Origin of the sequence: Nocardioides mangrovicus (assembly GCF_003674065.1) — a bacterium.
GTDB classification, from domain to species: domain Bacteria; phylum Actinomycetota; class Actinomycetes; order Propionibacteriales; family Nocardioidaceae; genus Marmoricola; species Marmoricola mangrovicus.
On sequence record NZ_RDBE01000007.1, the window covers coordinates 258,089 to 281,649 of the forward strand.

20 protein-coding genes are annotated in these 23,561 nt (G+C 67.6%); 12 read left to right on the forward strand and 8 right to left on the reverse strand.

The window, feature by feature from the left end; all coding sequences use genetic code 11:
* Nucleotides 1–2: 2 nt before the first annotated feature.
* From D9V37_RS10750 to D9V37_RS20065, 5 genes are all read left to right on the forward strand, one after another.
* Entirely contained in the window at nucleotides 3–620 is a 618-nt protein-coding gene (locus tag D9V37_RS10750) for a methyltransferase (RefSeq protein ID WP_121806151.1), read from the forward strand.
* Between the two features lie 116 nt (nucleotides 621–736).
* Nucleotides 737–1,450 carry a (Fe-S)-binding protein gene (locus D9V37_RS10755; RefSeq protein ID WP_121806152.1) on the forward strand — a complete coding sequence of 238 codons (714 nt, stop codon included), beginning with the start codon at nucleotides 737–739 and terminating at the stop codon, nucleotides 1,448–1,450.
* Nucleotides 1,447–2,868: a LutB/LldF family L-lactate oxidation iron-sulfur protein gene (locus D9V37_RS10760; RefSeq protein WP_198412489.1), complete on the forward strand. Its 1,422-nt coding sequence runs from the start codon at nucleotides 1,447–1,449 to the stop codon at nucleotides 2,866–2,868. The genes D9V37_RS10755 and D9V37_RS10760 overlap by 4 nt, the downstream gene beginning before the upstream one ends.
* The gene (locus D9V37_RS10765) at nucleotides 2,855–3,433 is read left to right on the forward strand and encodes a LutC/YkgG family protein (protein WP_121806153.1); all 579 of its coding nucleotides are present in this window, start codon (nucleotides 2,855–2,857) and stop codon (nucleotides 3,431–3,433) included. Before D9V37_RS10760 ends, D9V37_RS10765 begins: the two co-directional genes overlap by 14 nt.
* A 135-nt stretch (nucleotides 3,434–3,568) precedes the next feature.
* Nucleotides 3,569–4,075 (forward strand): hypothetical protein, encoded by a 507-nt coding sequence (locus D9V37_RS20065; protein WP_147455923.1) that lies wholly within the window; start codon nucleotides 3,569–3,571, stop codon nucleotides 4,073–4,075.
* A gap of 154 nt (nucleotides 4,076–4,229) precedes the next feature.
* Here the strand turns inward: D9V37_RS20065 and D9V37_RS10775 are convergent, their stop codons facing one another.
* Both D9V37_RS10775 and D9V37_RS10780 read right to left on the reverse strand, forming a co-directional pair.
* On the reverse strand, nucleotides 4,230–4,622 hold the full coding sequence (locus D9V37_RS10775) for a PPOX class F420-dependent oxidoreductase (RefSeq protein ID WP_121806155.1): 393 nt from the start codon (nucleotides 4,620–4,622) through the stop codon (nucleotides 4,230–4,232).
* A gap of 864 nt (nucleotides 4,623–5,486) precedes the next feature.
* Complete coding sequence (locus tag D9V37_RS10780; RefSeq protein ID WP_198412491.1) at nucleotides 5,487–7,808, reverse strand: EAL domain-containing protein; 2,322 nt, start codon at nucleotides 7,806–7,808, stop codon at nucleotides 5,487–5,489.
* A gap of 948 nt (nucleotides 7,809–8,756) precedes the next feature.
* Here D9V37_RS10780 and D9V37_RS10800 point away from each other — a divergent pair.
* Nucleotides 8,757–9,281 (forward strand): hypothetical protein, encoded by a 525-nt coding sequence (locus tag D9V37_RS10800; RefSeq protein WP_121806160.1) that lies wholly within the window; start codon nucleotides 8,757–8,759, stop codon nucleotides 9,279–9,281.
* A 96-nt stretch (nucleotides 9,282–9,377) separates the two neighbouring features.
* On the opposite strand, the gene D9V37_RS10805 is transcribed toward D9V37_RS10800, so the two are convergent.
* From D9V37_RS10805 to D9V37_RS10820, 4 genes are all read right to left on the reverse strand, one after another.
* Nucleotides 9,378–9,644: a hypothetical protein gene (locus tag D9V37_RS10805; protein WP_121806161.1), complete on the reverse strand. Its 267-nt coding sequence runs from the start codon at nucleotides 9,642–9,644 to the stop codon at nucleotides 9,378–9,380.
* 771 nt (nucleotides 9,645–10,415) lie between these two features.
* Nucleotides 10,416–10,592: a hypothetical protein gene (locus D9V37_RS20240; RefSeq protein WP_158604439.1), complete on the reverse strand. Its 177-nt coding sequence runs from the start codon at nucleotides 10,590–10,592 to the stop codon at nucleotides 10,416–10,418.
* 664 nt (nucleotides 10,593–11,256) lie between these two features.
* A complete protein-coding gene (locus D9V37_RS10815) occupies nucleotides 11,257–11,652 on the reverse strand; it encodes a response regulator transcription factor (RefSeq protein ID WP_121806163.1) in 396 nt (131 codons plus the stop codon).
* 2,187 nt (nucleotides 11,653–13,839) lie between these two features.
* Nucleotides 13,840–14,448 (reverse strand): LysE family translocator, encoded by a 609-nt coding sequence (locus D9V37_RS10820; protein ID WP_121806164.1) that lies wholly within the window; start codon nucleotides 14,446–14,448, stop codon nucleotides 13,840–13,842.
* Between the two features lie 238 nt (nucleotides 14,449–14,686).
* Between D9V37_RS10820 and D9V37_RS10825 the strand changes: the two genes are divergently transcribed.
* From D9V37_RS10825 to D9V37_RS10835, 3 genes are all read left to right on the forward strand, one after another.
* Complete coding sequence (locus tag D9V37_RS10825) at nucleotides 14,687–15,460, forward strand: hypothetical protein (RefSeq protein WP_147455924.1); 774 nt, start codon at nucleotides 14,687–14,689, stop codon at nucleotides 15,458–15,460.
* Nucleotides 15,461–15,699: 239 nt separating this feature from the next.
* Nucleotides 15,700–15,912 carry a hypothetical protein gene (locus tag D9V37_RS10830; RefSeq protein ID WP_147455925.1) on the forward strand — a complete coding sequence of 71 codons (213 nt, stop codon included), beginning with the start codon at nucleotides 15,700–15,702 and terminating at the stop codon, nucleotides 15,910–15,912.
* 206 nt (nucleotides 15,913–16,118) lie between these two features.
* Nucleotides 16,119–17,303 carry an NHL repeat-containing protein gene (locus D9V37_RS10835; RefSeq protein ID WP_121806167.1) on the forward strand — a complete coding sequence of 395 codons (1,185 nt, stop codon included), beginning with the start codon at nucleotides 16,119–16,121 and terminating at the stop codon, nucleotides 17,301–17,303.
* Between the two features lie 360 nt (nucleotides 17,304–17,663).
* On the opposite strand, the gene D9V37_RS10840 is transcribed toward D9V37_RS10835, so the two are convergent.
* Nucleotides 17,664–18,014 carry a VOC family protein gene (locus D9V37_RS10840; protein ID WP_121806168.1) on the reverse strand — a complete coding sequence of 117 codons (351 nt, stop codon included), beginning with the start codon at nucleotides 18,012–18,014 and terminating at the stop codon, nucleotides 17,664–17,666.
* A gap of 375 nt (nucleotides 18,015–18,389) precedes the next feature.
* On the opposite strand from D9V37_RS10840, the gene D9V37_RS10845 reads away from it, so the two are divergent.
* The 3 genes from D9V37_RS10845 to D9V37_RS21000 all read left to right on the forward strand — a co-directional run bounded on the left by D9V37_RS10845 (nucleotide 18,390) and on the right by D9V37_RS21000 (nucleotide 22,794).
* Entirely contained in the window at nucleotides 18,390–19,142 is a 753-nt protein-coding gene (locus D9V37_RS10845) for a methyltransferase domain-containing protein (protein WP_158604440.1), read from the forward strand.
* Between the two features lie 343 nt (nucleotides 19,143–19,485).
* Nucleotides 19,486–22,248, forward strand: a complete 2,763-nt coding sequence (gene mobF, locus D9V37_RS10850) for a MobF family relaxase (protein ID WP_232524858.1) — start codon at nucleotides 19,486–19,488, stop codon at nucleotides 22,246–22,248.
* Nucleotides 22,249–22,257: 9 nt separating this feature from the next.
* A complete protein-coding gene (locus tag D9V37_RS21000; protein WP_121806170.1) occupies nucleotides 22,258–22,794 on the forward strand; it encodes a DUF3995 domain-containing protein in 537 nt (178 codons plus the stop codon).
* 121 nt (nucleotides 22,795–22,915) lie between these two features.
* On the opposite strand, the gene D9V37_RS10860 is transcribed toward D9V37_RS21000, so the two are convergent.
* On the reverse strand, nucleotides 22,916–23,485 hold the full coding sequence (locus D9V37_RS10860) for a TetR/AcrR family transcriptional regulator (RefSeq protein WP_198412492.1): 570 nt from the start codon (nucleotides 23,483–23,485) through the stop codon (nucleotides 22,916–22,918).
* Between the last annotated feature and the right edge of the window lie 76 nt (nucleotides 23,486–23,561).

Below are 23,561 nucleotides of genomic sequence, written 5' to 3' on the forward strand. Positions count from 1 at the left end.
CGATGTCGACGATGGCGTTCGGCGCCCTGCAGATCGCGTTCGACGAGCACGTGCTGCGTCCCCGGCCGTGGACGCTGGCCCAGTCCCAGTGGGCACAGCAGCTGCTGGCCGCAGCGCCGACCGGCCCCGTGCTGGAGCTGTGCTGCGGTGCCGGCCAGATCGGCCTGGCCGCGGTGGCGGGCACCACCCGCTCGCTGGTGTGCGTCGACCTCGAGGCGACGGCCGTGGCGTTCTGCCGGGCCAACGCGGCCGCGGCCGGCCTGACCGACCGCGTCGAGGTGCGCCACGGCGCGATGGACGAGGTCGTCGGCGCCGAGGAGCGGTTCGCGCTCGTCATCGCCGACCCACCCTGGGTGCCCTCGACCCAGACCGCCCGCTTCCCCGAGGACCCGCTCCTGGCCATCGACGGTGGCGACGACGGCCTGGCCGTCGCTCGCACCTGCCTCCAGGTGGTCGGCACACATCTGGCGCCCGGTGGCAGCGCGGTGCTCCAGGTGGGCACCGAGGCGCAGCTGGACCTGCTGGACCTGCCGGCGGGGGAGGCGGGTCTGGCGCTGCTGGAGCGGCGGGTGCTCGACGGCGGGGTGCTGGGCCGCTTCGGCCTTCCGGGCTCAGGGTGACGGCTCGTTCACCATGGCACCATGGTGAACGGCCACTTCCCACGACGTAGGACCTGTGGGAAGCGGCAGTTCACCGTGGGAAGTCGGAGCCAGCTGTGGCGCGGGACGGAGGTGCGGTGAGGGTCGGTCTTCTGGTCACCTGCCTCAACGACGCGCTCTTCCCGGACGCCGGGAAGGCCGTGGTGACGCTGCTGCGCCGGCTCGGTGTCGACGTCGACTTCCCGCCGGGCCAGACGTGCTGCGGCCAGCCGATGGTCAATACCGGCTACCTCGACGAGGCCGTGCCCGCGGTGCGGGCCACCGTCGAGGCGTTCGCCGGCTACGACGCGGTGGTGGTGCCGTCGGGCTCGTGCGCGGGCTCGGTGCGTCACCAGCACGGGATCGTCGCGCGCCGGGCCGGTGATCCCGGGTTGGCCGTGCTGGCGGACCGGACCTACGAGCTGAGCGAGTTCCTGGTCGACGTCCTCGGGGTCACCGACGTCGGCGCCAGCTTCCCGCACCGCGTGACCTACCACCCCACCTGCCACTCGCTGCGGATGCTGGGCGTCGGCGACCGGCCACGGCGCCTGCTGGAGCAGGTGCGCGGGCTGACGCTGCTCGACCTGCCGGCCGCCGAGGAGTGCTGCGGGTTCGGCGGCACGTTCGCGGTCAAGAACGCCGACACCTCGGTGTCGATGGGAAGCGACAAGGTGCGCCACGTGCTCGGCACGGGCGCCGAGTACCTGGTGGCCGGCGACTCCTCGTGCCTGATGCACCTGGGTGGCCTGCTGCGGCGGCAACGGGCCGGCGTGCGGACGGCCCACCTGGCCGAGATCCTGGCCGCCACGTGAGCACGTTCCTCGGCACACCGCCGTTCCCGCAGGCCGCGCGGACGGCGCTGGCCGACCCCCAGCTGCGGCAGAACCTCGCCCACGCCACCCACACCATCCGCGACAAGCGCGCCCGCGTGGTGGCGGAGGTCGAGGACTGGGAGGCGCTGCGGCAGGCCGGTGCCGCGATCAAGGACCACACCCTCGCGCACCTGCCGGACTACCTCGAGCAGCTCGAGGCCGCGCTCACCGCCGCCGGTGCCGTCGTGCACTGGGCCCGCGACGCCGCCGAGGCCAACGCGGTGGTGGCCGCGGTCGCGAAGGCGCACGACGTCGACGAGGTGGTCAAGGTCAAGTCGATGGTCACCCAGGAGATCGGCCTGAACGAGGCCCTCGCCGCGGAGGGCATCGCGGCCTGGGAGACCGACCTGGCCGAGCTGATCGTCCAGCTCGGCGACGACCTGCCCAGCCACATCCTGGTGCCGGCCATCCACCGCAACCGGGCCGAGATCCGGCGTATCTTCGCCGACCGGATGGCCGCCGCAGGTCGTCCGGCCCCCGACGACCTGACCGACGAGCCGGCCGAGCTCGCGGCCGCCGCTCGGCTGCACCTGCGCGAGAAGTTCCTCCGCGCCAAGGTCGGCGTCTCGGGCGCGAACTTCGCGGTAGCCGAGTCCGGGACGCTGGTGGTGGTCGAGTCCGAGGGCAACGGCCGCATGTGCCTGACGCTGCCCGAGGTGCTGGTCAGCGTGGTCGGCATCGAGAAGGTGGTGCCGAGCTTCGCCGACCTCGACGTGCTCCTGCGCCTGCTGCCGCGCTCGTCGACGGGGGAGCGGATGAACCCCTACACCTCCATGTGGTCCGGCGTGCGGTCCGGTGACGGACCGCAGGAGGTGCACGTCGTGCTGCTCGACAACGGCCGCACGAACGCGCTGGCCGACGACGTCGGCCGCACGGCGCTGCGCTGCATCCGCTGCTCGGCCTGCCTGAACGCCTGCCCGGTCTACGAGCGCGTCGGCGGCCACGCCTACGGCTCGGTCTACCCCGGTCCGATCGGCGCGATCCTCAACCCGCTGATGCGCGGCGTCGGCACCGACCCGCAGGTGGACTCCCTTCCCTACGCCTCCTCGCTGTGCGGGCGGTGCGAGGAGGTCTGCCCGGTGGCGATCCCGATCCCGGAGATCCTGGTCGACCTGCGGGCCCAGGTCGTCGATGCGCACCGCGGATCGGTGACGCCGAAGCCCGAGGCGATCGCGATGAAGGGCGCCGCGAAGGCGTTCGGGTCCGGCCGTCGGCTGGGTCTGAGCGAACGGCTCACCGGCCTCGCCCTGGGCCTCGCGCGGCGGCTGCCGCTCGTCTCGGCCTGGACCGGCACTCGCGACCTGCCGCCGGCACCGCGGCAGTCCTTCCGGGAGTGGTGGCGCGATGACCGCCCGTGAGGAGGTGCTGGCACGCGTGCGGGCGGCGGTGCGTGACGCCGCGTCCGTCGAGCGGCCGACCCCGGTGCCCGGCGCGGCTGGTGGCGTCGAGCTGTTCTGCGAGCGGGTGGCCGACTACCGGGCCGTCGTCGAGCAGTGCACCGCCGACGAGCTGCCGGCCCGGGTCGCGGCGGCCCTGAGCGGGCTGACCTACGTCGTCCCCGACGGCCTGTGGCTCGACCTGCCCGACGGCGTCCGCGACGAGCCCACCCTCAGTGCCGCCGAGCTCGACGGCATCGACGCGGTGGTCACCGCCGCGGCGGTCGGCATCGCCGAGACCGGCACGATCGTGCTCGACCACGGTCCCGGCCAGGGTCGCCGCGCGCTCACGCTGGTGCCCGACCACCACCTGTGTCTCGTGCGCGCCGACCAGGTCGTGCCCGACGTACCCGACGCCGTCGCGCGCCTGGATCCATCGCGCCCGCTCACCTGGATCTCCGGCCCCAGCGCCACCAGCGACATCGAGCTGACCAGGGTGGAGGGGGTCCACGGACCCCGCCACCTCCACGTCGTCGTGGTCGGATAGCGGCTGCCAGGTCGCCGTTCTGCTCGAGGTTGGCCGGCTCTCATCCTCGAGCTGTTCGCGAAGGCGAGTGCTGCGACGGCTGGTGAGGGTGGCGTACGACTCCGGAAGGGCTCAATGCCGTCTACTCTTCGAGACGTGCGGGCCGGACCTGGGTACGCCACCTCCGTGGTGGCGGTGACGATCGGCACGATGCTGTCGACCGGGTGTGGTGCGACGCACGGGTCTGAGCCCGGTGGCGCGAGGACGTCGATAGCCGCTGTGACGCGCGAGTCCCAGCCACATGGTGCGACAGGACCGCGTGCCGCAGTCGCCGGCTTCCTGAAGGCCCTGGAGCGACACGATGTTGCTGGCATGCGCCAGCTGATGACCCCGATGGCGCAGCGCAACGAGTCGATCCCGGACGGCCTGCTCACCACCATGCCCACGCTCACCGCTTTTCGATTCTCCCATCACGTCGTCCACGAGAATCCTCGATCGAATGCCTCGCCTGCCGGATCGATCGCCTCGATCCGTTACACCACCGCGTTGACACCCTCGGCGGGCTTCGACAACGACAGCACCGACGGCGGGTCGTACGACATCCTCGTCTCGGAGACTCCTGGTCGACGATGGCTGGTCGCCGAGCTCGGCGGCTGCTGCTGACGCGACGGCATACCTCCGCGGATGGTGACGGGTGGAAATGCACCAGGGGGCCGCCGGCTCCCCGTGAGTGCGGACGGCCCGCAGGCCGAGAACGGTGCCCACCCTCGCACCCGTCGGCGTTGCCTCCGGGGCTCGGGCAGCCCGTCGCGGTGCGTCAGGGAATGCTGGTGATCCGGTCGGCTTCGATGGTGACCACGAGCCGCGTCTGCTCCCGGCCGCCGTACCACGCATACGGCTTCCCGGTGTACTTGTGCGCCAGCGCGTCGATCGACTCCTCGCCGCCCTCGCTGGTCATCTCCACCACACGGCCACGTACCTGGGTGTAGGCGACCGGATGAGCTGGGTCGGACACCGCGACGGCCACCCGTGTGTCCCGCTCCAGGTTGCGAGCCTTCTGCATCCCCTCGACGATGTTGATGACGAGGTTGCGGCCGTCCGTGTCGACCCAGGTCTGCGTGAGCTGCGGCGAGCCGTCGGGCATCACGGTGGCCACGTAGCAAAGCGCGGGGGTCCTCAGCAGGGCCACCAGTTCCTCGGACAGTTCCACGTCGACTGCTCCTCTCACCGCTCCCAGGGTCTCACCACGCTACTCAGCCTTGCCGAGATCGCGGCGTGCTCGCTCGCGACGTCGTCGCCCGGAGGGCGGCGGTGCAGCTACCGGGGTCGGCGGTCCAGTCCCAACCGGCCCCTGGTGGCCACGATGAGGACGCCGACTGCGGCGGTGGCGGCGACGAGGAGGACCAGTGACGTCTGGTGCTCGTCGTCGAGGGCGGGGAACACGCTCGGCCAGACCAGCGAGAACCGAGCGTCTGCCCGAGACCGGTGCCCTCGTGAGTCGCCACGACGACCTTCCCGACCGCGACGCCAGCTCCTGCACACGCGATCGAGGTCCGCACCCGACCCACGGTGTCGTCCACAACGACCCGGTACACCGCGACCATCACCGCGAGCGAGGTCACCCCCACGGCGTCGGCCAACCCCGCCAGCGCACCCACCGGCTCAGCCACGGCAATCAGTGCGGGGAGCCGACGAGACCGCAGCCGGGCCAACGCCGCAGCCTGGGCGAGCACCAACGCCAGTCCGGTGGCCCAGCCGAACGACCCGACGCCCGGTACCCGGGCGCCGGGCTCGCCGGTTGTGAGCACGGGAGCGACCAGCAGACCGAGCATGGCGGGCGCCGCGCACACCAGAGCGGATCTGGGTCTGCGAGTCACACCGCCGACCCGAGAGGTGCGACCGCTGGGCGGGGACGTCCGCCCGAGCCTGCCGCGGCAGCCGATCGAGTAGCTCTGTCCACCCGTGGTGCGGCGCGGGAGCGGTCGCGCCAGCCGCCCGTCGCCTCCGCCCAGAACCCCGGTCACCGCCGTGGCGGAGAGTCGGCTCGACCGTTGAGCGACAGGGGGTGAGCGGGTCACCCCAGCTTGTCGACCGCCTGCTTGAACTTCGAGTCCGCCTTGTGCTGGTACATCCGTCGGTCGGCGGCGTGGAGGAGGGCATCGCACCGGTCGCCGTCGTGGGGTGAGGTGCTGATGCCGATGCTGACCGAGACGTCGAACCTGCGAAGAGCGTTGCGCAGGTCGATGTCGAGCTGGTCGGCCAGATGTGTGGCTCGGGCGATCGCAGAGCTGCTCTCGAGGTCGTCGAGCACCAGGAGGAACTCGTCGCCACCGATGCGTGCGGCGGTGGCGCCGACGATCGACGAGAGCTCGTCGCCTACCAGTGCCAGCACGGTGTCGCCGGCGGTGTGACCGTGCTGATCGTTCACCTGCTTGAAGTCGTCGACGTCGAGGTAGAGCAGGGCGACGCTGCCATGCGAGTCCTGCGCTCGCTCGAGCATCTCCTCCAGGACGGCGAAAGCGCGACGCCGGTTCAGCAACCCGGTCATCGAGTCAGTGAACGCCAGCTTCTCGAGCTCGGCCGAGTAGGCGTCGGCGCGCAGCCGCTCCGCCTGCAGTGCGAGCTCGGCCTCCACCTTCGCGGTGACGTCGTTCTGGATGCCGATGTATTGGCAGACCCGACCGCTGTCGTCTCGGATGGGCGCGAAATGGATCTCGTTCCACCAGGGCTCATCCGATCCCGCTCGATAGTTCAGGATCGTCTCCTCGTACTGGCGACCCTGGGCGACGGCCTCGCTGATGCGTCTGACGGCCGCTCGATCGGTGGCAGGGCCTTGCATGAACCTGCAGTTCGTACCGAGTACCTGATCGGCCCGCCGGCCCGACAGGCGTTCGAATGCTGAGTTCACGTAGACGAGGGGGTGGTCCGGGCGGGTCATGTCGACGATGGACACCCCGTTGGTCGTGGCCTCGAGAGCCCGGCGAAGCTGTGGAAGAGCGATGAGCGGGTCATCGGTACGACGTGTGGGCGCTGCCTCCCGCTCTGGGTCGGCTGCGTCGACATCGTTCGTCGGGTCAGACCCCTCACCGCGACGATCACGGACGCCGCCTCCGGGGTGGTCGAGACGTGGGGAGGACGAGAGGCTGTCGTGCTCCGAGCGAGGCTCGACCGGCGACACGCGCGAGAGGAGCGCCTCCGCGGCCGAAGAGACGATCTCGCGGTCATAGCTCAACGCGAACTCGAATCGTCGCTCCGATTCGTCGCCGCTGTCGCCGAGGTCGCGAGCCAGGAGAGCCGCGGCGAAGTGTGGCGCGAGCACGACCACATCCCATTCCTCGGCCAGCGCGTCGTCGGCTCGCATGTCAGCACCGCGCACGCCCGGCGCGGGTTCGTGGGGGAGGTCTTGGCCGATCGCGGCGACGAACCCGAGCCTCTCCGCGAGAGCGCTGTAGCGCTGAGCGGTAGAAGGGGTGAACTGCCGGGCGTGCTGGAACGTAGCGACGACGACGCACGTCGACCCCCGCTGCAGTGCCTCCTGCTCGAGGTGCTTGCTGATCTCGACCAGGAGCGGTTTGGTCGACCGACGCAGCTGCGTGCCATCGGGCAGACATGCGAAGGGCGACTCTGCGGGGGCGGTGTTCGGTCGCGAACCCCACGTGATGGGAGCGGCGGGCAGACCGGGGTGAAGATCGGCCGCGGGTCGCCCGAACAGCCAGCCCTGGCCCAGGCGAGCCCCCAGGGCACGAGCGATGTGCAGGTGCTCCTCGTTCTCGATCCCCTCGGCCAGGATGATCGCACCCGTGCGCTGGGCGTAGGCGTTCACGGCGTTCATGATCCTCGCGATGGCCGGACCGGGCCGCCGCTGCACCAGGCTGAGGTCCAGCTTGATGATGTCGGGCTGCAGCAAGGGCATGAACGCCAGCGACATGTCGTCGGCACCGACATCGTCCAGCGCGATTCGCCAGCCCGCCTGCCGCAGCCTGCGCACGGATGCGAGCAGCTCGGCCGGCCGAGCACTGATCGCGCGTTCAGTGATCTCCAGGACGACGCGCAGCTCCCGCGGCGCGAAACGGGCCAGCGCGATCAGCTCATCCAGTGGCTCTGCCTCGAGAACGGCCGGTTCCACGTTGACGAAGAGAGCGACCCCCTCCGGCCAGTCCATCGATGCGGCCTGGCGCACGGCCGTGCTGCGGCAGAGCTGGTCCAAGCTCGCGAGCAGCCCATGCTCGGCGGCAGCCGCGAAGAGGACGTCAGGACGCTCGAGCGGCCCGGCAGGTCCTCGGCTCAAGGCCTCGTACGCGACCACCGCGCCATCGTCGAGATCGACGACCGGCTGGAACACGGTGTGGACCGATCGCGAGTCCACCACCGCTGCGATGTCGGGCTTGCTCGGCACCGGGAGGCCTCCGCGTGGGTACGTCGCGGCTCGCGACTGCACGCGAACCGACGACCCAGGACGAGTCGCTTTTGTCATAGTTCCATCGCTCGGGCAGCGAGGTTGACGGATTCGCGGACAGCAGCCTTTGGGGTGGGCCACGTCATGGCGGCGATCGGGTGCGCGCTATTGATCGCGAGAGGGAGGGCGTCGGCGATGAGGTGCACAACGTCTAGGGGAGTGACCCCCTCGACGCGGAAGGGGCTTTGCATCAGCACATGGCGCAGGATGCGTGCCGCAGCGGTGAATGGAACGCGTTTTCGCAGCTCAGAGCCGGTCAGTGCGGACGGGCTGGCCTGTAGGCCGGGAACGGTGCCCGCCTCAACAACCACCAACACCCATGACCACCACAACGCTCTGACCTGCGGAAACGCGGAATCGAGCGACGGTGGTCAACGGGCAGAAATGAAAAAGTTGTGCACAGTATGTGCGCAGTAGCCGCCCCAGTCTCGCTGTAGCTGACTCAAGCGGCCACCGCCGAAGACTTGGTGGCTGACGCCTTCGTCGTCGCGCTGCGCCGACTAGACGCGGTGCCCCTCCGGGAGGGTGACGCCCGGGCCTGGCTCATCGCCGCCGTGCGGCGGCTGGCCCAAATGGGCGGCGCCGTAACAGCACCCGTGAGGAGTATCGGCGCGCTGCCGTAGGCGATGAATGGCATGCCCGTGCAGGGGCGTCCGCCGAGGACATCGCCACCGAGCAAGACGCTTGGCCTTCGCGACCTCGCAACGTTGTCGGAGTCGTCTCGCGACGTGCTGCTGCAGGTGGCCTGGGAGGGACTCACCCCTGACCAGGCCGCACGGATGCTCGGTGTCAGCCGCAGCATGTCGGCGTGCGGCTGCACCGGGTCCGCCGCCCTCTCGAACAACTCTCCCGCCTCGACCGCCCCCTCACCGCTCTAGGGAGCCACCAATGACCGATCTGCTGACCCGCCTCACCGCCGCACAACCCACCGTCGCCGCGCTGCCAGACACCGCCGACGGTTCGCTCGCCTACCTCAACTCCTTGGTGCGCGGCTCCAGCTCCCACGCCGAGGCGATGTACAGCGCGCTGGTCGAGCTGGCCGCCTCGCACACCCTGCCAGCCCGGACACTGGCCGCGGCTTACGACGCCCTTGCGACCCTTGACCACGCCAGCACCGACGACGTCGACATCGACGGGCGCCCGGCAATAAAGGTCAGCTACGACCAGCAGTTGACGCGCAGCACCGATGTCTACGTCTTCGACCGAGCCACCGGACAGGAGCTCTCAACATACGACCACAGCCCGCAGGCTGACTTCGTCTCGACCACCACCCTGGCCGAAGTCGTCGACGCCGTACCGGCCCGCGTCATGGCCGAGTGCGTAGCAGCCTCTCGCCAGGGCGCCCACTGCGTCTTGTCTTGGGGACGGGCACTGCTGCGCACGCAGTCGGGCTGTCCAGATTGGACGGGCTGATCAGCGGGCCGGGTGGCGTCGTCTCCTACCTCACGTATCAGCGCAACTGGGAAAGGTGATGGTGGAAATGTTCGCGACCTGACCGTTAGTCGCTGACTAGTCCCGTCCGGTGAGCTGCTCGACGACACGCAGCAATCGCTGGTCTCCATCCCGAGCCGCGTTTGCCTGCAGGCGTTGCAAGCGGGTACGCACAAGCGACGCCTCGAACTCTTGAAACTCGGGGATCCCGATCAGCAGGTCGTAGGCGGCAGCGGCCGAAGCCCTGCTGGACTCAGCCCACGATGTTGAACCACCGACCGAGTTCAAGGCCGTGCTGGTCAAGAACTGATCCAGCACGAGAATCGCCGATCGCAGCTCGCCCATCAGGGCTTCATCTCGCCAGCGTTCAGCCACAGGGTGTCGCAAACATGGCATTCCCTCCCAATGGAGCCACAAGCCGACACCATACCTACGGAGCAACCCCCTCGATGTGTGACAAGCCTCCTCATTTCGCAATCAGAGGATGGTGTCTATGGTGGGCGATGAGACTGCCCCGCGGTGTCTGTGGCGGTGACGACGTGAGTGCGGTAGTTGGTGGACGCAGGCCGCAGTCTCGGCGACTGGGATGGCTTGATGAATAAGGTTTCTGCGGCGTTAGCCGGCGGTGTGGACCACTTGCGGTAACCCGGTGTGGTGCGCAGGTTCGCTGGGACGGCGTCTCTCGCGCGGCTGTCGTGCGACATCAGGACAGAGATGTGGTGTTCGATGGAGCGACTCGGCCTGGTCGAATTGCTTGACAGCAACTAGTCGTGGACATGTGGGTGGAGTGACTGTGCCTGCGAGGGCAAACGGCGGTGACTCGGGTATCCACCGTGTGGATGGCTGAGAGGAGCGAGGCCCCAGCCGCTTGGTGGGGGCTCCGCTTGTCAAGACCGCGGTGGCTCAACTTGGATCGTAAGCAGGCTTCCGGATCTCACCGCTGCTTTTGCGAGGTGCAATCGGTGACCACGACCTATACGCAGCGACGGTGCCGCGCTCGTTGGCGGCTGACCGAGCACCGCATCGTGACCGTAGCCGACGAGACAGATTCGGAATGTCTCGACTGCGGCAAGATCGTCACAGATCGCTCCACGCGCTAGAGCAGTGTGTGAACCGCTAGATGTCGAGCGGGCCGACGTCGGACCCACCACCGGTGTTGGTCTCGCAGCGTTGGTTGGTGCAGATCCGGCGATCGTGGACGGCGCGGTCCTGGTGTTGGACCGGGGCACCGGCGATGTGGCGCACCCGGACCTCGGACCCGCACACGCGGCAGGGCGGCTGATTGTCGCTCATCTCGCCAGTCTGACGGAGCCGACAAGCGTTCGATCCATTGAATGGCTGAGTACGTGCTCGATCGGCAGCACACGCTGCCGGCCGAGCACGTACTCAGCGTGAAGACACGTGATCGAACATCTCTGCGCCGCCGCTGCGACACCACCGGTCGGTGAGTACCTCAGCGTCGCCGTGGCTGGGCAGGTGACCAGAGTCGAGGCAAGTGCTCGAAGGGGGACGGTGGCGTCTTGGCCCAGCAGTACGCCTAGACGCCAAAGCCTTGGTAGTTCTGATGTGGAGTCCGCGCCGGGACGCGAACGAGAGAAGCGTTCTGGAGCGGCGGGCTTAGCTCGGTGCTACTGCAGGGTCGGCCAGGACCCAGAGCGGATGAAGGACGCGGTGGACCCACGGCGATCGGGGGCACCAAGAGTGAAGAAGTGCAGACCGTCGTGGGTGATGCGAACCCGCTGACCCTTTGCGGCTAACGCGGCAGCGCGTGATCGCCACGTGTCGTCCTCCGTGAGGCCGTCGAGGACGCTGGGGTTGTGAACCTCCAGGTCGATGTCGTCGCCGAGATGGCGCATGGTGGCACTGGAGCGTCGTCCGTCAGAGCGGTGAATCCACACATGGACCTCGACGCGCTCAGTGCATCGTGGCACTGACACGTCGTGGCGCGCATCGCTGGTCACGGCTGCATTCCCTCGAAGCGGGCATGGCGCCTGGGTGGCCGCTGGGGTTCGTGAAGGTCGGGGCGGAATCCGTTCTCGATCGCCCAGACAATGGCTTCGCTGCGCGTGTGTAGGCCTAGCTTGGCGTAGCCGTTACGGATCGCGGTCTTCACGGTGTTGACGGCAATGTGGAGCCGATTGGCGATCTCAATGTTGCTCAACGCGTGCGCAATCAGCCGTAACACGTCAGCTTCGCGGCGGGTGAGTCCCAGATCTCGGCCCGGCCAGTCGGCTCGGTGGGCGTCTTCCAGGGTTGGCTCCACATCAGCTCGGGACACGTCTGAAGCTGGGGCGCGGTAGCGGGACAGGTCGGCCAGGTAGGTCACCGGAAAGCACTCCAGCAGGTGGGGCATCCACAACAGGACGCTGGTGGCGAAACGCGTCGCCGGGCATGCGACGCGTGGTAAGAGATTCGATCTGCTTGAGAAGTGGCAAACCGATTCGAGACGCGTCGGCTTGGGAGACGAGGACAGCGTGGTGGCAAGAATCTAACGGGGGGCGGCAACATTCTGTGTCCCTCACCCCGACCCGGGCTAGACCGAGTCAAGTCTGTTGGTCTCAACAGAGTGCCTCAGCCGACCTGCCAGCAGGTTCGGTTATCGGCTCACAAGAGCATGAGAATCGCTCATCAGGGTGCCAGGGGTCGGCGCGCAGTCGAACCACCTGGGTGGGTCCCCGGCAGGCCAGCCGTGGCTCGCCAGGGAACCGGGTTGCTTATTGGCCCATACCCCCACCCCCGGAATCGAGCCTTGGACTCCAACGGCTCCTGTCAGCAACGGAGCCGGACCTCTCGCAGCACAGCGGACGATCGGACTCAAGACACTCCCGTTGCATCTGTACGGGTTACGTCTAAACAAGCCCGACCCCCGACGGACGGGCGTTCGCGTCAGAGGCTCGGCCCCGCCCACGCTCGCGGCGTCGATTGTCCGCGTCTTCACCCCCCCGGGGGGCAGCGGCTCAAAGTTGAGAGGCCGATCCGTGTCGCAATGTCGAGCGAAGTTCGCGGCGCCGATGGCGGGTCCGATCAAGACCGCAAACGCCGTGCGAGACCACCACTGCCCGGGCCGTCGTAGTCATGGCAGGTGTTCTGTCGACGTAGCGTGCGGGCGTGAGCTTTGCGCCGGACTGGTGGGAGTCGGAGAATCCCCGCTTCGAAGACGGTGCGGGCGGTTGTCTTTTGCGAGTAGTACGCGCTGAAGCTTGATGACCTCAACAGCGACTTTCGTGAGATCTGTGCAGAGGTCTACGAATGCCGCTCGGGAAGTTGGGCGCTTGTGGGGTATCAAGATGACGTTCGCTGGCCGAAGGTAGGTGAATCCGGTGGCGCAGGCTGGCAGCCCTATCGGATGTGGTCGTTCGGCCGCGAAGGACCTAACACGCCGGTCGCGCTGCGGTGGTGCGGTCGCGTCGACACTCTCGTCACCGATGTCGAGGGGTGGTGGTTGCTGGCGAGACCAGTACAGGAACCTCCGGATTTTGACGATTGGCCCATTCCGCAGTGGTAGACGGTTGGAGGCAAGAACCGGATACACCTCCTGGTCGACCACTGGTGAGGGGACGCGTCCTGGCGTGGTTCTGGATCGCGGGCTGGACGACGCTGAACTATCTGCTGTCGGTTCATGCGGTCTCGGGGGTTTGGGGGGTGGTTAGGTCTGCTGGTGTGGGCGGCAAACTTCCCGTGGTCGTCGGTGTGGAGCGCCGTCCCCGCTGTCTTGTTCTCAGTCGTTCCGGTCCTTGACGGCTACCCGGGAAGTTGGTTGTGGTGTTTGATGACAATCGTTCCGGCAGCGTTGTGCCAATCAGCGACAGTGGCGTGGATTTTTTGGGCTGTATCCCGCGCGAGACGATGGAGCCGACAGCCCGTCGCACGCAGCGTCAGGTCGGCTCGGCGTTAGTTCTGGGTCGTGTGCTGCCCTCGGCTAGCTGTAGTAGAGCGCTGCAATTAAGAGGGCATTTCGGTTCGGGATACGCATAGAGTCGGTCCCGCGGGCCGAGTGCTAGGCGGGTAATGATCGCCCAGCAATACACCTGCGGTTGCGGGTGCTGGCCGTGGCGCCAAGGGAGCGCCGCACCGGCCCGGCAGGGCCTGAGGTCAAACGTTGGGATGCCCGAATGCATGAGGGCAGGATGGACCCCGGACCCCCCGAAGACCCGCTTGTCGCCCCGATCGAAGCTTTGCTTGGTCGAGGTGCGGTTGCTATTGGGATGCGCGAGCTGCAGTTGAGGGGTCGTCTGGATGCTCGGTCTGCGGTAGCCATCTGCGCATGTATCAGTGACGGAGACGCCTGGCGCTGGGTGATCTACGAGTCCACCGACGGCGCTCTGGCGTGGTACCGATAGACGACACAGGTTGGCCCTCGAGAGCATCTGGCGACCGAGGTGGGAGGACCGCTGCTGGAACGGGATGTGGCGAGCTGCCGAACGACCTGTCGTCTCCGGGCGGGAGGGTGCGGTAGGAATGCGGGGTGGTCGGTGGGGCGCTTCCAATGGCCTGGTGAACGGTCCGAGCCAGCGTGCGCAGAGACGGTGGAGCTGCGCGGCTAGTGGTGTGTGGTGGCGAGCTTTGCGCCAAGAGCGAGGTAGCCGAGCGCGAAGGTGCGTCGGATCCGGCGCAGCAGACCGGGTTGACCGATGACGTGGGTGCGCATGGCGCTGGCGAACAGGCCGTAGGCGGTGAAGACGACGAAGGTCATGGCCATGAACGCAGCGCTCATGGCCAGCATCTGGGTGGTCGGCGATCCGTGGGCTCGATCCACGAATTGCGGTAGGAACGCGAAGAAGAACAAGGTCAGCTTGGGGTTGAGCAGGTTGGCCAGGACGGCGTTGCCGATGGTGCGCCAGGCGGGAGCCGGGTCGGTCGCCTCGAGGTCCAGTGCGCCGTTGTCGTGCCAGGTCGACCAGGCCATGTAGAGCAGGTACAGCAGCCCAGCGGCCTTCAACACGTCGAAGGCCAGACCACCGGCGCGCAGCATCGCTGCCGTGCCGGTCATCGCGGCCGCCAGGTGCGGCACGATGCCGAGCGTGCAGCCGAAGGCTGTGATGACCGACAGTCGGCGGCCACCGCGCAGCCCGGCTGCGATGGTTAGAACGGCTCCGGTGCCGGGCGTCGCGACGATGACGAACGAGGTCAGGAAGAACGCGACGCCCACAGGTGGATCCTGCTCCTGGTGCAACCGCCTCGGCGAGTACCCGTCTCACGGAGCCGACGTCGAGGCGCCGAGCGGGGTCGGGGCCGGAAGTCGGGGGTCGGGGTTCGGGGGTTGGGCCAGGTCTTCACCGTGGTGCGGTTTGCCTCGACGCGTCGCGACCGTGCCCGTGGTGGTGCCGAGGGCGCAGAGTGGAGATGATGCCAACGTGGGTATCCGCGACTGGCGTAGGAAGCGCAAGATGGCCGACCCCGTGCGTGGGGAGTTCCGTGTCAGCGGGTCCTACCATCCCCGGCACCAGGCGGACTCGAACTTCGCGGACATGCTGACCGGTGTGGTGGTCGCCGACGGTGTGCCGCCCACTGCGACCGAGCACATGGATCACCATGGTCTCGGCTATAGCAACCGGGTCCTCCCGGTCCTGGTCGACCGAGCCGATCCGAGCGTGTCGGTGGTGTTGTGGAAGGAGGTGCGTCCCGTGGACTTTCAAGCCCAGGCTCGACAAGCCGCTCGCAACCAAGCACAACGCATGGCCGGCGAGACACCGACGACATCACCCACGACGTCACCCACGACGCCCGGCTACCCTGAACCTGCGGTGACGGTGGTCAATAGCCTCCACGACCTACCTCCATGGCTCAGCGCGGCGGTCGAGAACGCGCTGGACGGACACGGCGACGGCCATGGCGACGAGGCGCAGAACGTGGAGATACACCTCGGCGACGTCGCGGGTGCGGTCTCACCAGCAGTCGGACGAGCGGCTCACTCGACGCTCATGGGCGTGACCGACGTGCCCGCACCCGCCTATGCCCTTCCGGGACCGACCGCATCGCTGACCGACCTCACCTTGCAGCTGCGAAGAGCCGACGGTTCGACCTACACCGCGCAGACTCGTATGGGGTTCCGCTCGGCGCAGCGTCGCGCCGAGCTGGCGGTCATCGGCTCCACCATCCCTGTGCTCGTCGATCCCGAGGACGAGCAGCACGTGAGCATCGACATCTCAGCCTGGACGTGAAGTAGTCAGCGCACCTGCGCAGGGACGGCCGACCTCCGGCTCGGAAGACGCGAGCGCGGCTGACGCATCGCCGATCTTCACTTCGCACTGCAGGTCTGATCGCAACAGACGCCGGACTTGAGCCGAGTCGCGATTGCGCCCCGAATCCTGGGAGACCGCCCCGGGCTAGCGCGCCCGGTCGGCTGACCAAAAGCGCAGCCAGGGCCCTGATCGAGACCATACGTGTGCGGATTGCCTGCGTGATCGAGGATGGCGTTCACCCTCGCGACCTGGTGGGACTCAGCCGGCGGCTCATCGACGTCGACCGCGAGCTGCGCGCGCTCGAGATGACAGTCGACGCGACTGCTTCCGCGTCCGCCGACGACGACGCGGCGTTCGACCCCAGGACGATCTCGAAGAGAAGCCGTAGCAGGGCGACGCTCCGCCTTTCGCCGCCACTCGAGCAGGGGTAGGTGTGTCACCTCCTACGCGGCGGCGACGTGAGCATCTTGAGGTGGCGGTATCGCGGCTCTCGAACTGTGGCGTCAGCCCCGGCGCGCGGATGGTCTGAACTGCCCGTCTGCTAGCCCCTAGTGGTCAACTTGCTGCGTTTTGGACCGGTGTGGGCGTTTCTCTGTCTTACTTCCCCTTAATCCACTCTTAGAGACATTGAGGAACTGTGAAGACGATCGTCTACCGAGCCGGGGTCGCTTCGTTCGGCGCGGCCCTGGTTCTGGCCGCGGGATCGGCCATCGTGCCCGCCGACGCTGCCGCACCGTATGGCGATGCCAACCTGGTGCTCGGAAGCGGCAACTCGCTGAGCACCGTGTCGGCAGCGGACGGCACGACGACGCAGGTCGCCACCGGCCTCTCAAGCTCGTACGGGGGTGTCGCTACCGACGCTGCCGGCAACCTCTACTACGCCGAGCCGACGGATGTCTTGAAGTTCCCCGTCGGTGGCGGAGCAGCCACCACCGTGGCGTCGGGATTCAGCGGCGTCAATGGCATCGCGGTCGACACCGCGGGCAACCTCTACGTCGCCGACTACTCCGCGAGTTCCTTGATCAAGGTGCCAGCCGACGGCTCGGCTCAGACCACGCTGATCACCGGGCAGTCGATTGCCGGCGTGGCCGTCGACTCGACCGCGGGGGTCGTGTACGCGGCGACCACCTCGGGCGCTTCGATCATCTCGGTGCCGGTCGCCGGTGGTGCGGCGTCGACGGTCGCCACCAACCTCGGTTTCACCACCGGTGTGGCACTGGCTCCCGACGGGAGCCTGTACGCCAGCGACTACTTTAATGGCCCCGTTTATCACGTCGTCAACGGAGTCGCGACCACGGTGGGCAGCTTCAACGACCCCCACAGCGTGGGGGTCGACGCTGCCGGCAACCTCTACGTCGTCGAGGAACAGAACAGCGATGTCGTCGAGGTCCCCGCCGACGGATCAGCGAACCGCATCGTTGCCACTGGGACGAACGGCGCTCGGGGGCTTGCGGTCAGCCACTCTCAGGCCGCTGCGACGACACCAACGACGCCCGTCACCCAGCCGACCCAGCTGCCGGCCAAGGTGTTCGGCATCTCCGCACACCACCGCGCTCACCACAAGCTGCGCGTCAAGGCTGCTGGACTGGCCGCCGGCGAGCAGTACCGGATCACCCTGGGCAAGCACCTCGTGGCCACCGGCACAGCCACCAGCTCGGGCGAGGTCAGCGTGAAGGTCAAGATCCCCGCCTGTACCTACCGCGGCCACCGCGTGCTGCGCATCACCGGCAGACAGACCAACCGCACGGCCACCGCGAAGGTGCGCGTCTCACGCCACCGCTCGGCCGCCTGCGGCAGCCCCCGCTACGGATACGGGGCCTAGCACCCTCGTCGTGCGGTGGGGGTCGACCGCACTCCCACCGCACGGCTGCGCACGCCATAATCCCGACGAACTCACGCACGTCATCGGACTCAAGCGCAACGCCAGCGGCGGCCAAGAAAAGCGCCGCGTCCACAAGCCCCGCCATCACGACGCACAGCCGCCCAGCCGCTGCGGGATGGTCCGTCGCGCTGTCGCCTCCGCCCGCATCTCAATCTCGACCGCGCAATCGGTCTCGGTGGCACGACACTCGCTTCAACGCGCAGCTACGCCAAGGCCCGTGGCTGGAAGATGGTCGGTGAGTTCACCGACGACGGCGTCTTCGCGACGCTTGCCTGCAACCAATGATACGCAAGTAGCGAGTCACGAGCGGTGCCGGGCAACGTTGATCACGTGTCCGTCAGGACTGCGTACGAAAAAGCGACGAATGCCCCACGGCTCGTCGGTGATCGGGTGCACGATCTCATAGCCGCGGCGGCGTGCCTCGTCGTAGGCAGCATCGACATCATCGACTTTTATGGTCATCACGGAGTCTTCGGGTGCCGTCTCATCTCGCGTCACCACCTGCACGCAAGCGCCTGAATCTTCGCAGACAAACCGCGCAACCCATCCTTGATTCATTTCTCGCTGAGCTAGCCCGAGGAACGCGAAGAATTCTCCGGCCCGTGCAGCGTCGTCGGTGTGCAGGTTGGGGATAACTTGCAGTGCTTTCATCGACAGAGTCTGACACCACAGGTGGTGCTGACGAGGGGGCTTTTGCGCACGTGCGCGTCGCCTCACGCAACCACGTTGCGGTGGTGACGTATGAATCTGTAGACCATGAAGTAGTCGCGGGGTTTAGCAGTGAGCGCGAAAGTGGACTCCTGGGCCCTCTGAACTGCGGGAACTCAAAGTCGCCGTAAGTAGTAGTCCACGGTCAAACACGGCTCGTCTGCTACATCAGTGGTACGGGAGCTTATGCCGGTCGGTGATGCTCTCGCGTGTTAGGCCGAGTTTGAACGCTTAGGTGGGCTCACCCAGATGAGGGTGGCTCGGATCGCCGGGCCATGCCTATCGCGCCCGAGTGCTGGCTGCACCGAGGATGGCCCGATGAACCGATTCCAGGAGGGTGAAGAGGCGTGGATCGAACGGCTGGGAGACCTGCGGAACTACGTTCGCCAGGAGTTGATTGCCCGCCAACTTGAGGAACACGTGGCGCGGAGCGCGAATGTGCTCGACATCGGATGCGGGCAAGGCACCCAGGCGATTAGGCTGGCGCAGCGCGACTGCGGGGTCGTGGGCGTAGATCCCTCACGCGAGTTGCTCGAACGACTCTCATCGGATGCCGCCATCAAGGGTGTTGACGTCGAGATCCACCAGGGCCGCCTCGAGGATTTGGGCCAAGTGATCGGAGACCGCACCTTCGATCTCGTCTGCGCCCACGGAGTCCTGATGTATCTTGACGACCCGCTCCAAGCGGTCGGACTTCTCGCCAAGCAGGTCGCTCCGGGTGGCCGGTTGTCGATTACATTTCGCAATGCAGGAGCCCTGGCCTTTCGGCCCGGCATGCGTGGCCAGTGGGCGGCGGCTCTCGCCGCTTTTGAGTCGGGGAATTACGTCAACGAGCTCGGGGTCCGTGCAGCAGCACAGCACCTCGACGAAGTCGTCACCGCTATCGAGCACCACGGGATGGGAGTCGAACGGTGGTACGGCGTGCGGGTGTTCACCGATCCACGCCCGGCCCGAGAGCCATTACCTGACGCGGTGGTGCTTGACGCCTTGCTCGCCGTCGAGCAACAGGCTGGCACACGAGACCCGTACCGCCAGCTGGCATCCCAGCTCCACGTCGTCGCCAAACGATGAGCGCCTCGCCATCGTTCCCGCGCCGATCGCGGTCGTGTTCGACAACGGGTCCTGCTTCCACGGCGAGACCTACCGGTCCGCGCTCACCGTCGAGAATCGACTCCTGCGCCTCGTCCGCACGCGTGTCCGATTACCCCACTCACGCCGTGCCGATGTCCGCGGGCTGATCGAGGCCAGCAACCTTCGAGCGAAGCGCTGCCTTCCGCCAGGCAAAAGACGCGCGAGAAGGATCGGCACGTATGCTACAAAGGTCTGTAGATAAAAGGCCGCCTTCGGGCGGTCTTTCTGCATTCTATGGGTCATTGACGGTTATTTATAGGTGGTCGCGGAAATGCATGGTGGGATGAAGGTGTACCGGGGGTCGGCGGCTGCGGCGCGCTCGTATGTGGAGGCGGATCGCTCGCGTGCGGATGACTACTACCTGGCTGAGGGCACCGGGCTGGCGGAGCGTTACGTCGCCACCGCTGGCGGCGCTGGCGCGGGTGTGAAGGTGCTGGTGGGGGAGGGGGAACCTTCGTCGGTGGGTGGGGGTAGGTCGGTTGTGCGGCGCCCGTCGATGGACGGGGATGCCTATGAGCGGTGGGTGGCCGGCTACGACGTCGACGCTGACGAGCTCGGTGTCGCGAAGGGTCGGCTGCGGGCTGATGGGCAGGGGGTTCGTTTCGTCGAGGTCGTGATTAACGGTCCGAAGACGTGGTCGCTGGCGGCGGCGGTGCACCCCGAGATCGCGGCCGCCTACGACGCCGCCCAGCAGCGTGCCGCGACCGAGCTGATCGGCTGGGTGACAGAGCACGCGACGACCCGGGTGGGTCCGCGGGGACGTCAGGTGCAGGTGCCGGTGGAGCAGCTGGAAGCGGTCGTGGTGCGGCATCACACCTCACGTGCTGGTGACCCGCACCGGCATCTGCATCTGCAGATCAACGCCCGCGTCTGGGCTGCTGGTGGCTGGCGCGGAATCCACACCGTCGGGGTCCGCGACAGCCTCGAGGCCATCAACGGCATCGGCCACGCCGCGGTCATGGCCGACCCACAGTTCCGGGCCGTCGTGGCCGCCCACGGCTACACCGTCGACACCGAGTCCGGAGAGATTGCTGAGCTGGCCCGTTACGTCGGGGCGTTCAGCGCCCGCACGGCGCAGATCGGCCGCAACGTCGACCGCTACGAAGCCGAGTGGCGCACCGACCACCCTGGTGAGGAACCCGGTGGGCGATTACGGCGGACGTGGGACGCCCGGGCGTGGGCTGACGCCCGCCCGGACAAGGTCGTTCCCCGCGACGGCTCCGAACTGGCGCAGCGGTGGGTTGAGGAGCTGACCGAGCTCGGGTTTGCTGTCCCGGAACGCTCCGGGAACGTTGTGGTCGGGGTTGCGTCGTCGCCGGTGGGTGCGCTCGATCGGGACGAGTTGGTCGATCGTGCGATCAGCCGGTTGGGGGCTCGGCGCTCGGCGTGGAACGCCGCCGACGTGCGCGGTGAGGTCGAGCAGCTCATCGCCCGATCCGGTGTCGTCGTCGACGGGGTGGTGCGGCGTGAGCTAGCCGAGGACCTCACCGCCCGCACGCTCCAACACTGCGTTCGGTTGTTGGATCGTGATGATGTTCCCGAGCACATCCGGTCTCTGACCTCGCCGCGGGTGCTGGCGGTCGAGACGGACATCGAGGCACGGCTCTCGGCTCGCACCCGCGCGAATGCGATCTGCGCCGACCTCGACACCATCCCCGAGGCGGCTGCCCTGGATCCGGCGCAGCGAGCGGCGGCGGCCGTGATCGCCGGCACCGACCGGCTCGTGGTCCTCGAGGGCGCAGCTGGTGCGGGCAAGACGGCCATGCTCGCCGCCGTCCGCACCCATCTCGACCAACAACGCCACCATCAGCGATCGGGTCGTCTGGGTCAGCATGGTCGGCTGGTGGTGGTGACCCCGACGCTGAAGGCCGCCCAGGTTGCGGACGCGGAGGTGGGTTGCGAGGCGTTCTCCGCAGCCTGGCTGATCCACCAGCACGGATACCGCTGGGACACCGACGGCCACTGGACCCGCCACCACGATGCCGAGCCCGCGCCCGGCGCGCGACTTAGGTGGGACGACGTGCTGGTGGTCGATGAGGCCGGGATGCTCGACCAAGACACCGCCCACGCGCTGCTCACCGTCGCCGACGACGCCCATTGCTCGATCGCGTTGGTAGGGGACCGTCATCAGCTGCCCGCGGTGGGGCGTGGGGGAGTGCTCGACCTGGCCGCCCGGTGGGCCGAACCCCGCACAGTCCTCACCCTCGACACCGTTCACCGCTTCGCCGATCCCGACTACGCCGCTCTCACGTTGTTGATGCGCACGGGGGAACGTTCAGGTGAGGTCTTCGCCCGGCTCCTCGAACGCGGCGACATTGTCATCCACGCCAGTGAGGCCGAGCGACGCCAAGCCCTCGCTGATATCGGTTCCAGCGCGAACGTTCTGCTGGTCGCTGACGGGCGTGAGCAGGTCGCCGAGCTCAACGCCTTGGTGCGCGCAGCCGCCGGTCGCATCCATACCGTCGACCCTGGCCTGCCCGGCGCGATGACTGGCACTGGTGAGCGGCTGACGGTGGGTGACCGTGTGGCGACCCGACGCAACGCCCCTGACCTCGGTGTCGCCAATCGCGACACCTGGACCATCACCGCCACCAGCCCCAACGGCGGCCTGACCGTCGAGTCCGGCCGACGCCGCGCAGTTCTCCCACCCGACTACGTCACCAAGCATGTCGAGCTGGCCTACGCTACTACCGTTTACGGAGCCCAAGGAACCACCGTCAACAGCGCACACTTCGCGCTCAGCGACCAGAGCGGCGCGGCGTCGGCCTACGTCGCCATGACCCGCGCCCGCCGCCACAACACCGCCCACCTGGTCGCCGACACCCTCGACGACGCGCGACAGCAATGGGTCGACGTCTTCAACCGCGACCGCGCCGACCTCGGCCCTGGTCGGGCCCGCACGGTCGCCCTCGATGGCCTCGACCGCTACGGACCCACCCGCGCGCTGCAGGCGCCACCCGGTGGCGCAACAGGCAGAACACGCCACCGCGCTGTTCCCGACCCGCCATGGCCACACCGACCGTCTATCGCCGGCCCTTCCCAATGACTCGATTTGATGGCTCTACACGTTCGAGTGGAGCAGGGGAGTGCGGTGGGTTATCGCGGGAATAGTCGAGTAGTGGGTACCTTGCGCTGGTCGACGTCGTGCGCGGTCGGATGGTGCCTTGTGTTCGCCTGCCTGCACCTCTATTGGGCAGTCGGTGGGTCCGTGGGTTTGTCTTCTTCGGCCGGCCAAGAGCTGGCAACGACGCGGCCCGTCGTGTTCGTCGTCGCGGGACTCTATGGAGTCGCGGTGCTTCTCGTCTGTGGTGGTGTTCTAGCGGTTGCCGTAGCTCGAGATTGCCTCGGAGCCCGCCGGCTACTCCTGCTCCAGACGCTGGCTGGACTCCTTGGTGCCGGGCTGCTCCTGCGCGGGGTTCTGTTGGAGGGCGTACTCCTTGCGGATCTCGGCGGGGTCCGGGAGCAGGTAGGACCGCTTGAGACGCGGTGGAGCCTCGCAATCTGGAATCCTTGGTTCGCTCTCGGCGGTGTCGTCTTCCTGACACACACATGGGTGTGCAGGCGCAAAGCGTTAATCAAACGCGTGTCTTAATCCCCGATAGCGGACCTCGGCATCGGCCTTAGCTGAGTCATAATCGCCACGGACGAAAAAGGGGACAACTAGTTCCGCTTGAACTGCGACTTCGAGTGGCCAAGAACCTAGAGGGCCGGCCTCACGACGTCGGCGGCGCTCCGAGGTCGCCGGCATGTAGGCCGAGTTCTTGCTCCGCCACGTCCACCGCCATCCGCATGACGCTGGCCGGAAAGCGTGGGTCGGCGTTGAGGTCGGCACTGAGGCCGTCGATGACGGCCAAGATCTTGAGCGACACCATCTGCGAGTCGCAGGCCCCAAACTCGTTGCTGCCCACTCCGTCATCGATGAGCTGAGCCACTGTGTCGCGCCAGTGATCGCCTTGAAGGATGACCCGATCACGCAGGGTGGGTCGGTATCGAGCCAGGTGTCGCGCGTTGAGCCATAGCCGGTTCACGTCGTGGAACTCCGGTGACAGAGCACGCGTCAGGAATCGGGCCATCCGCTCCAAGGCCGAACTGGTGTCGTCTGGCGGTATGAGGGTCAACAGCTCGGCCTCGGCGACCGTGCCGAAGGTCTCGGCCACGAGGTCTTCGGCGACAGGGAAGTAGTGACCGACGAGACCTGGTCTGACGTCGAGCAGATCCGCCACGCGACGCAGCGTGATGCACTCCAGTCCCTCAATGAGCGCGACCTTGGCTGCGGCCTCCACGATCTCCGCGCGGCGCTCTTGAGGAGCCTTGCGAACTCGGGGTCCAGCACCTCTTGACGCCATGCGTCGAGATGTT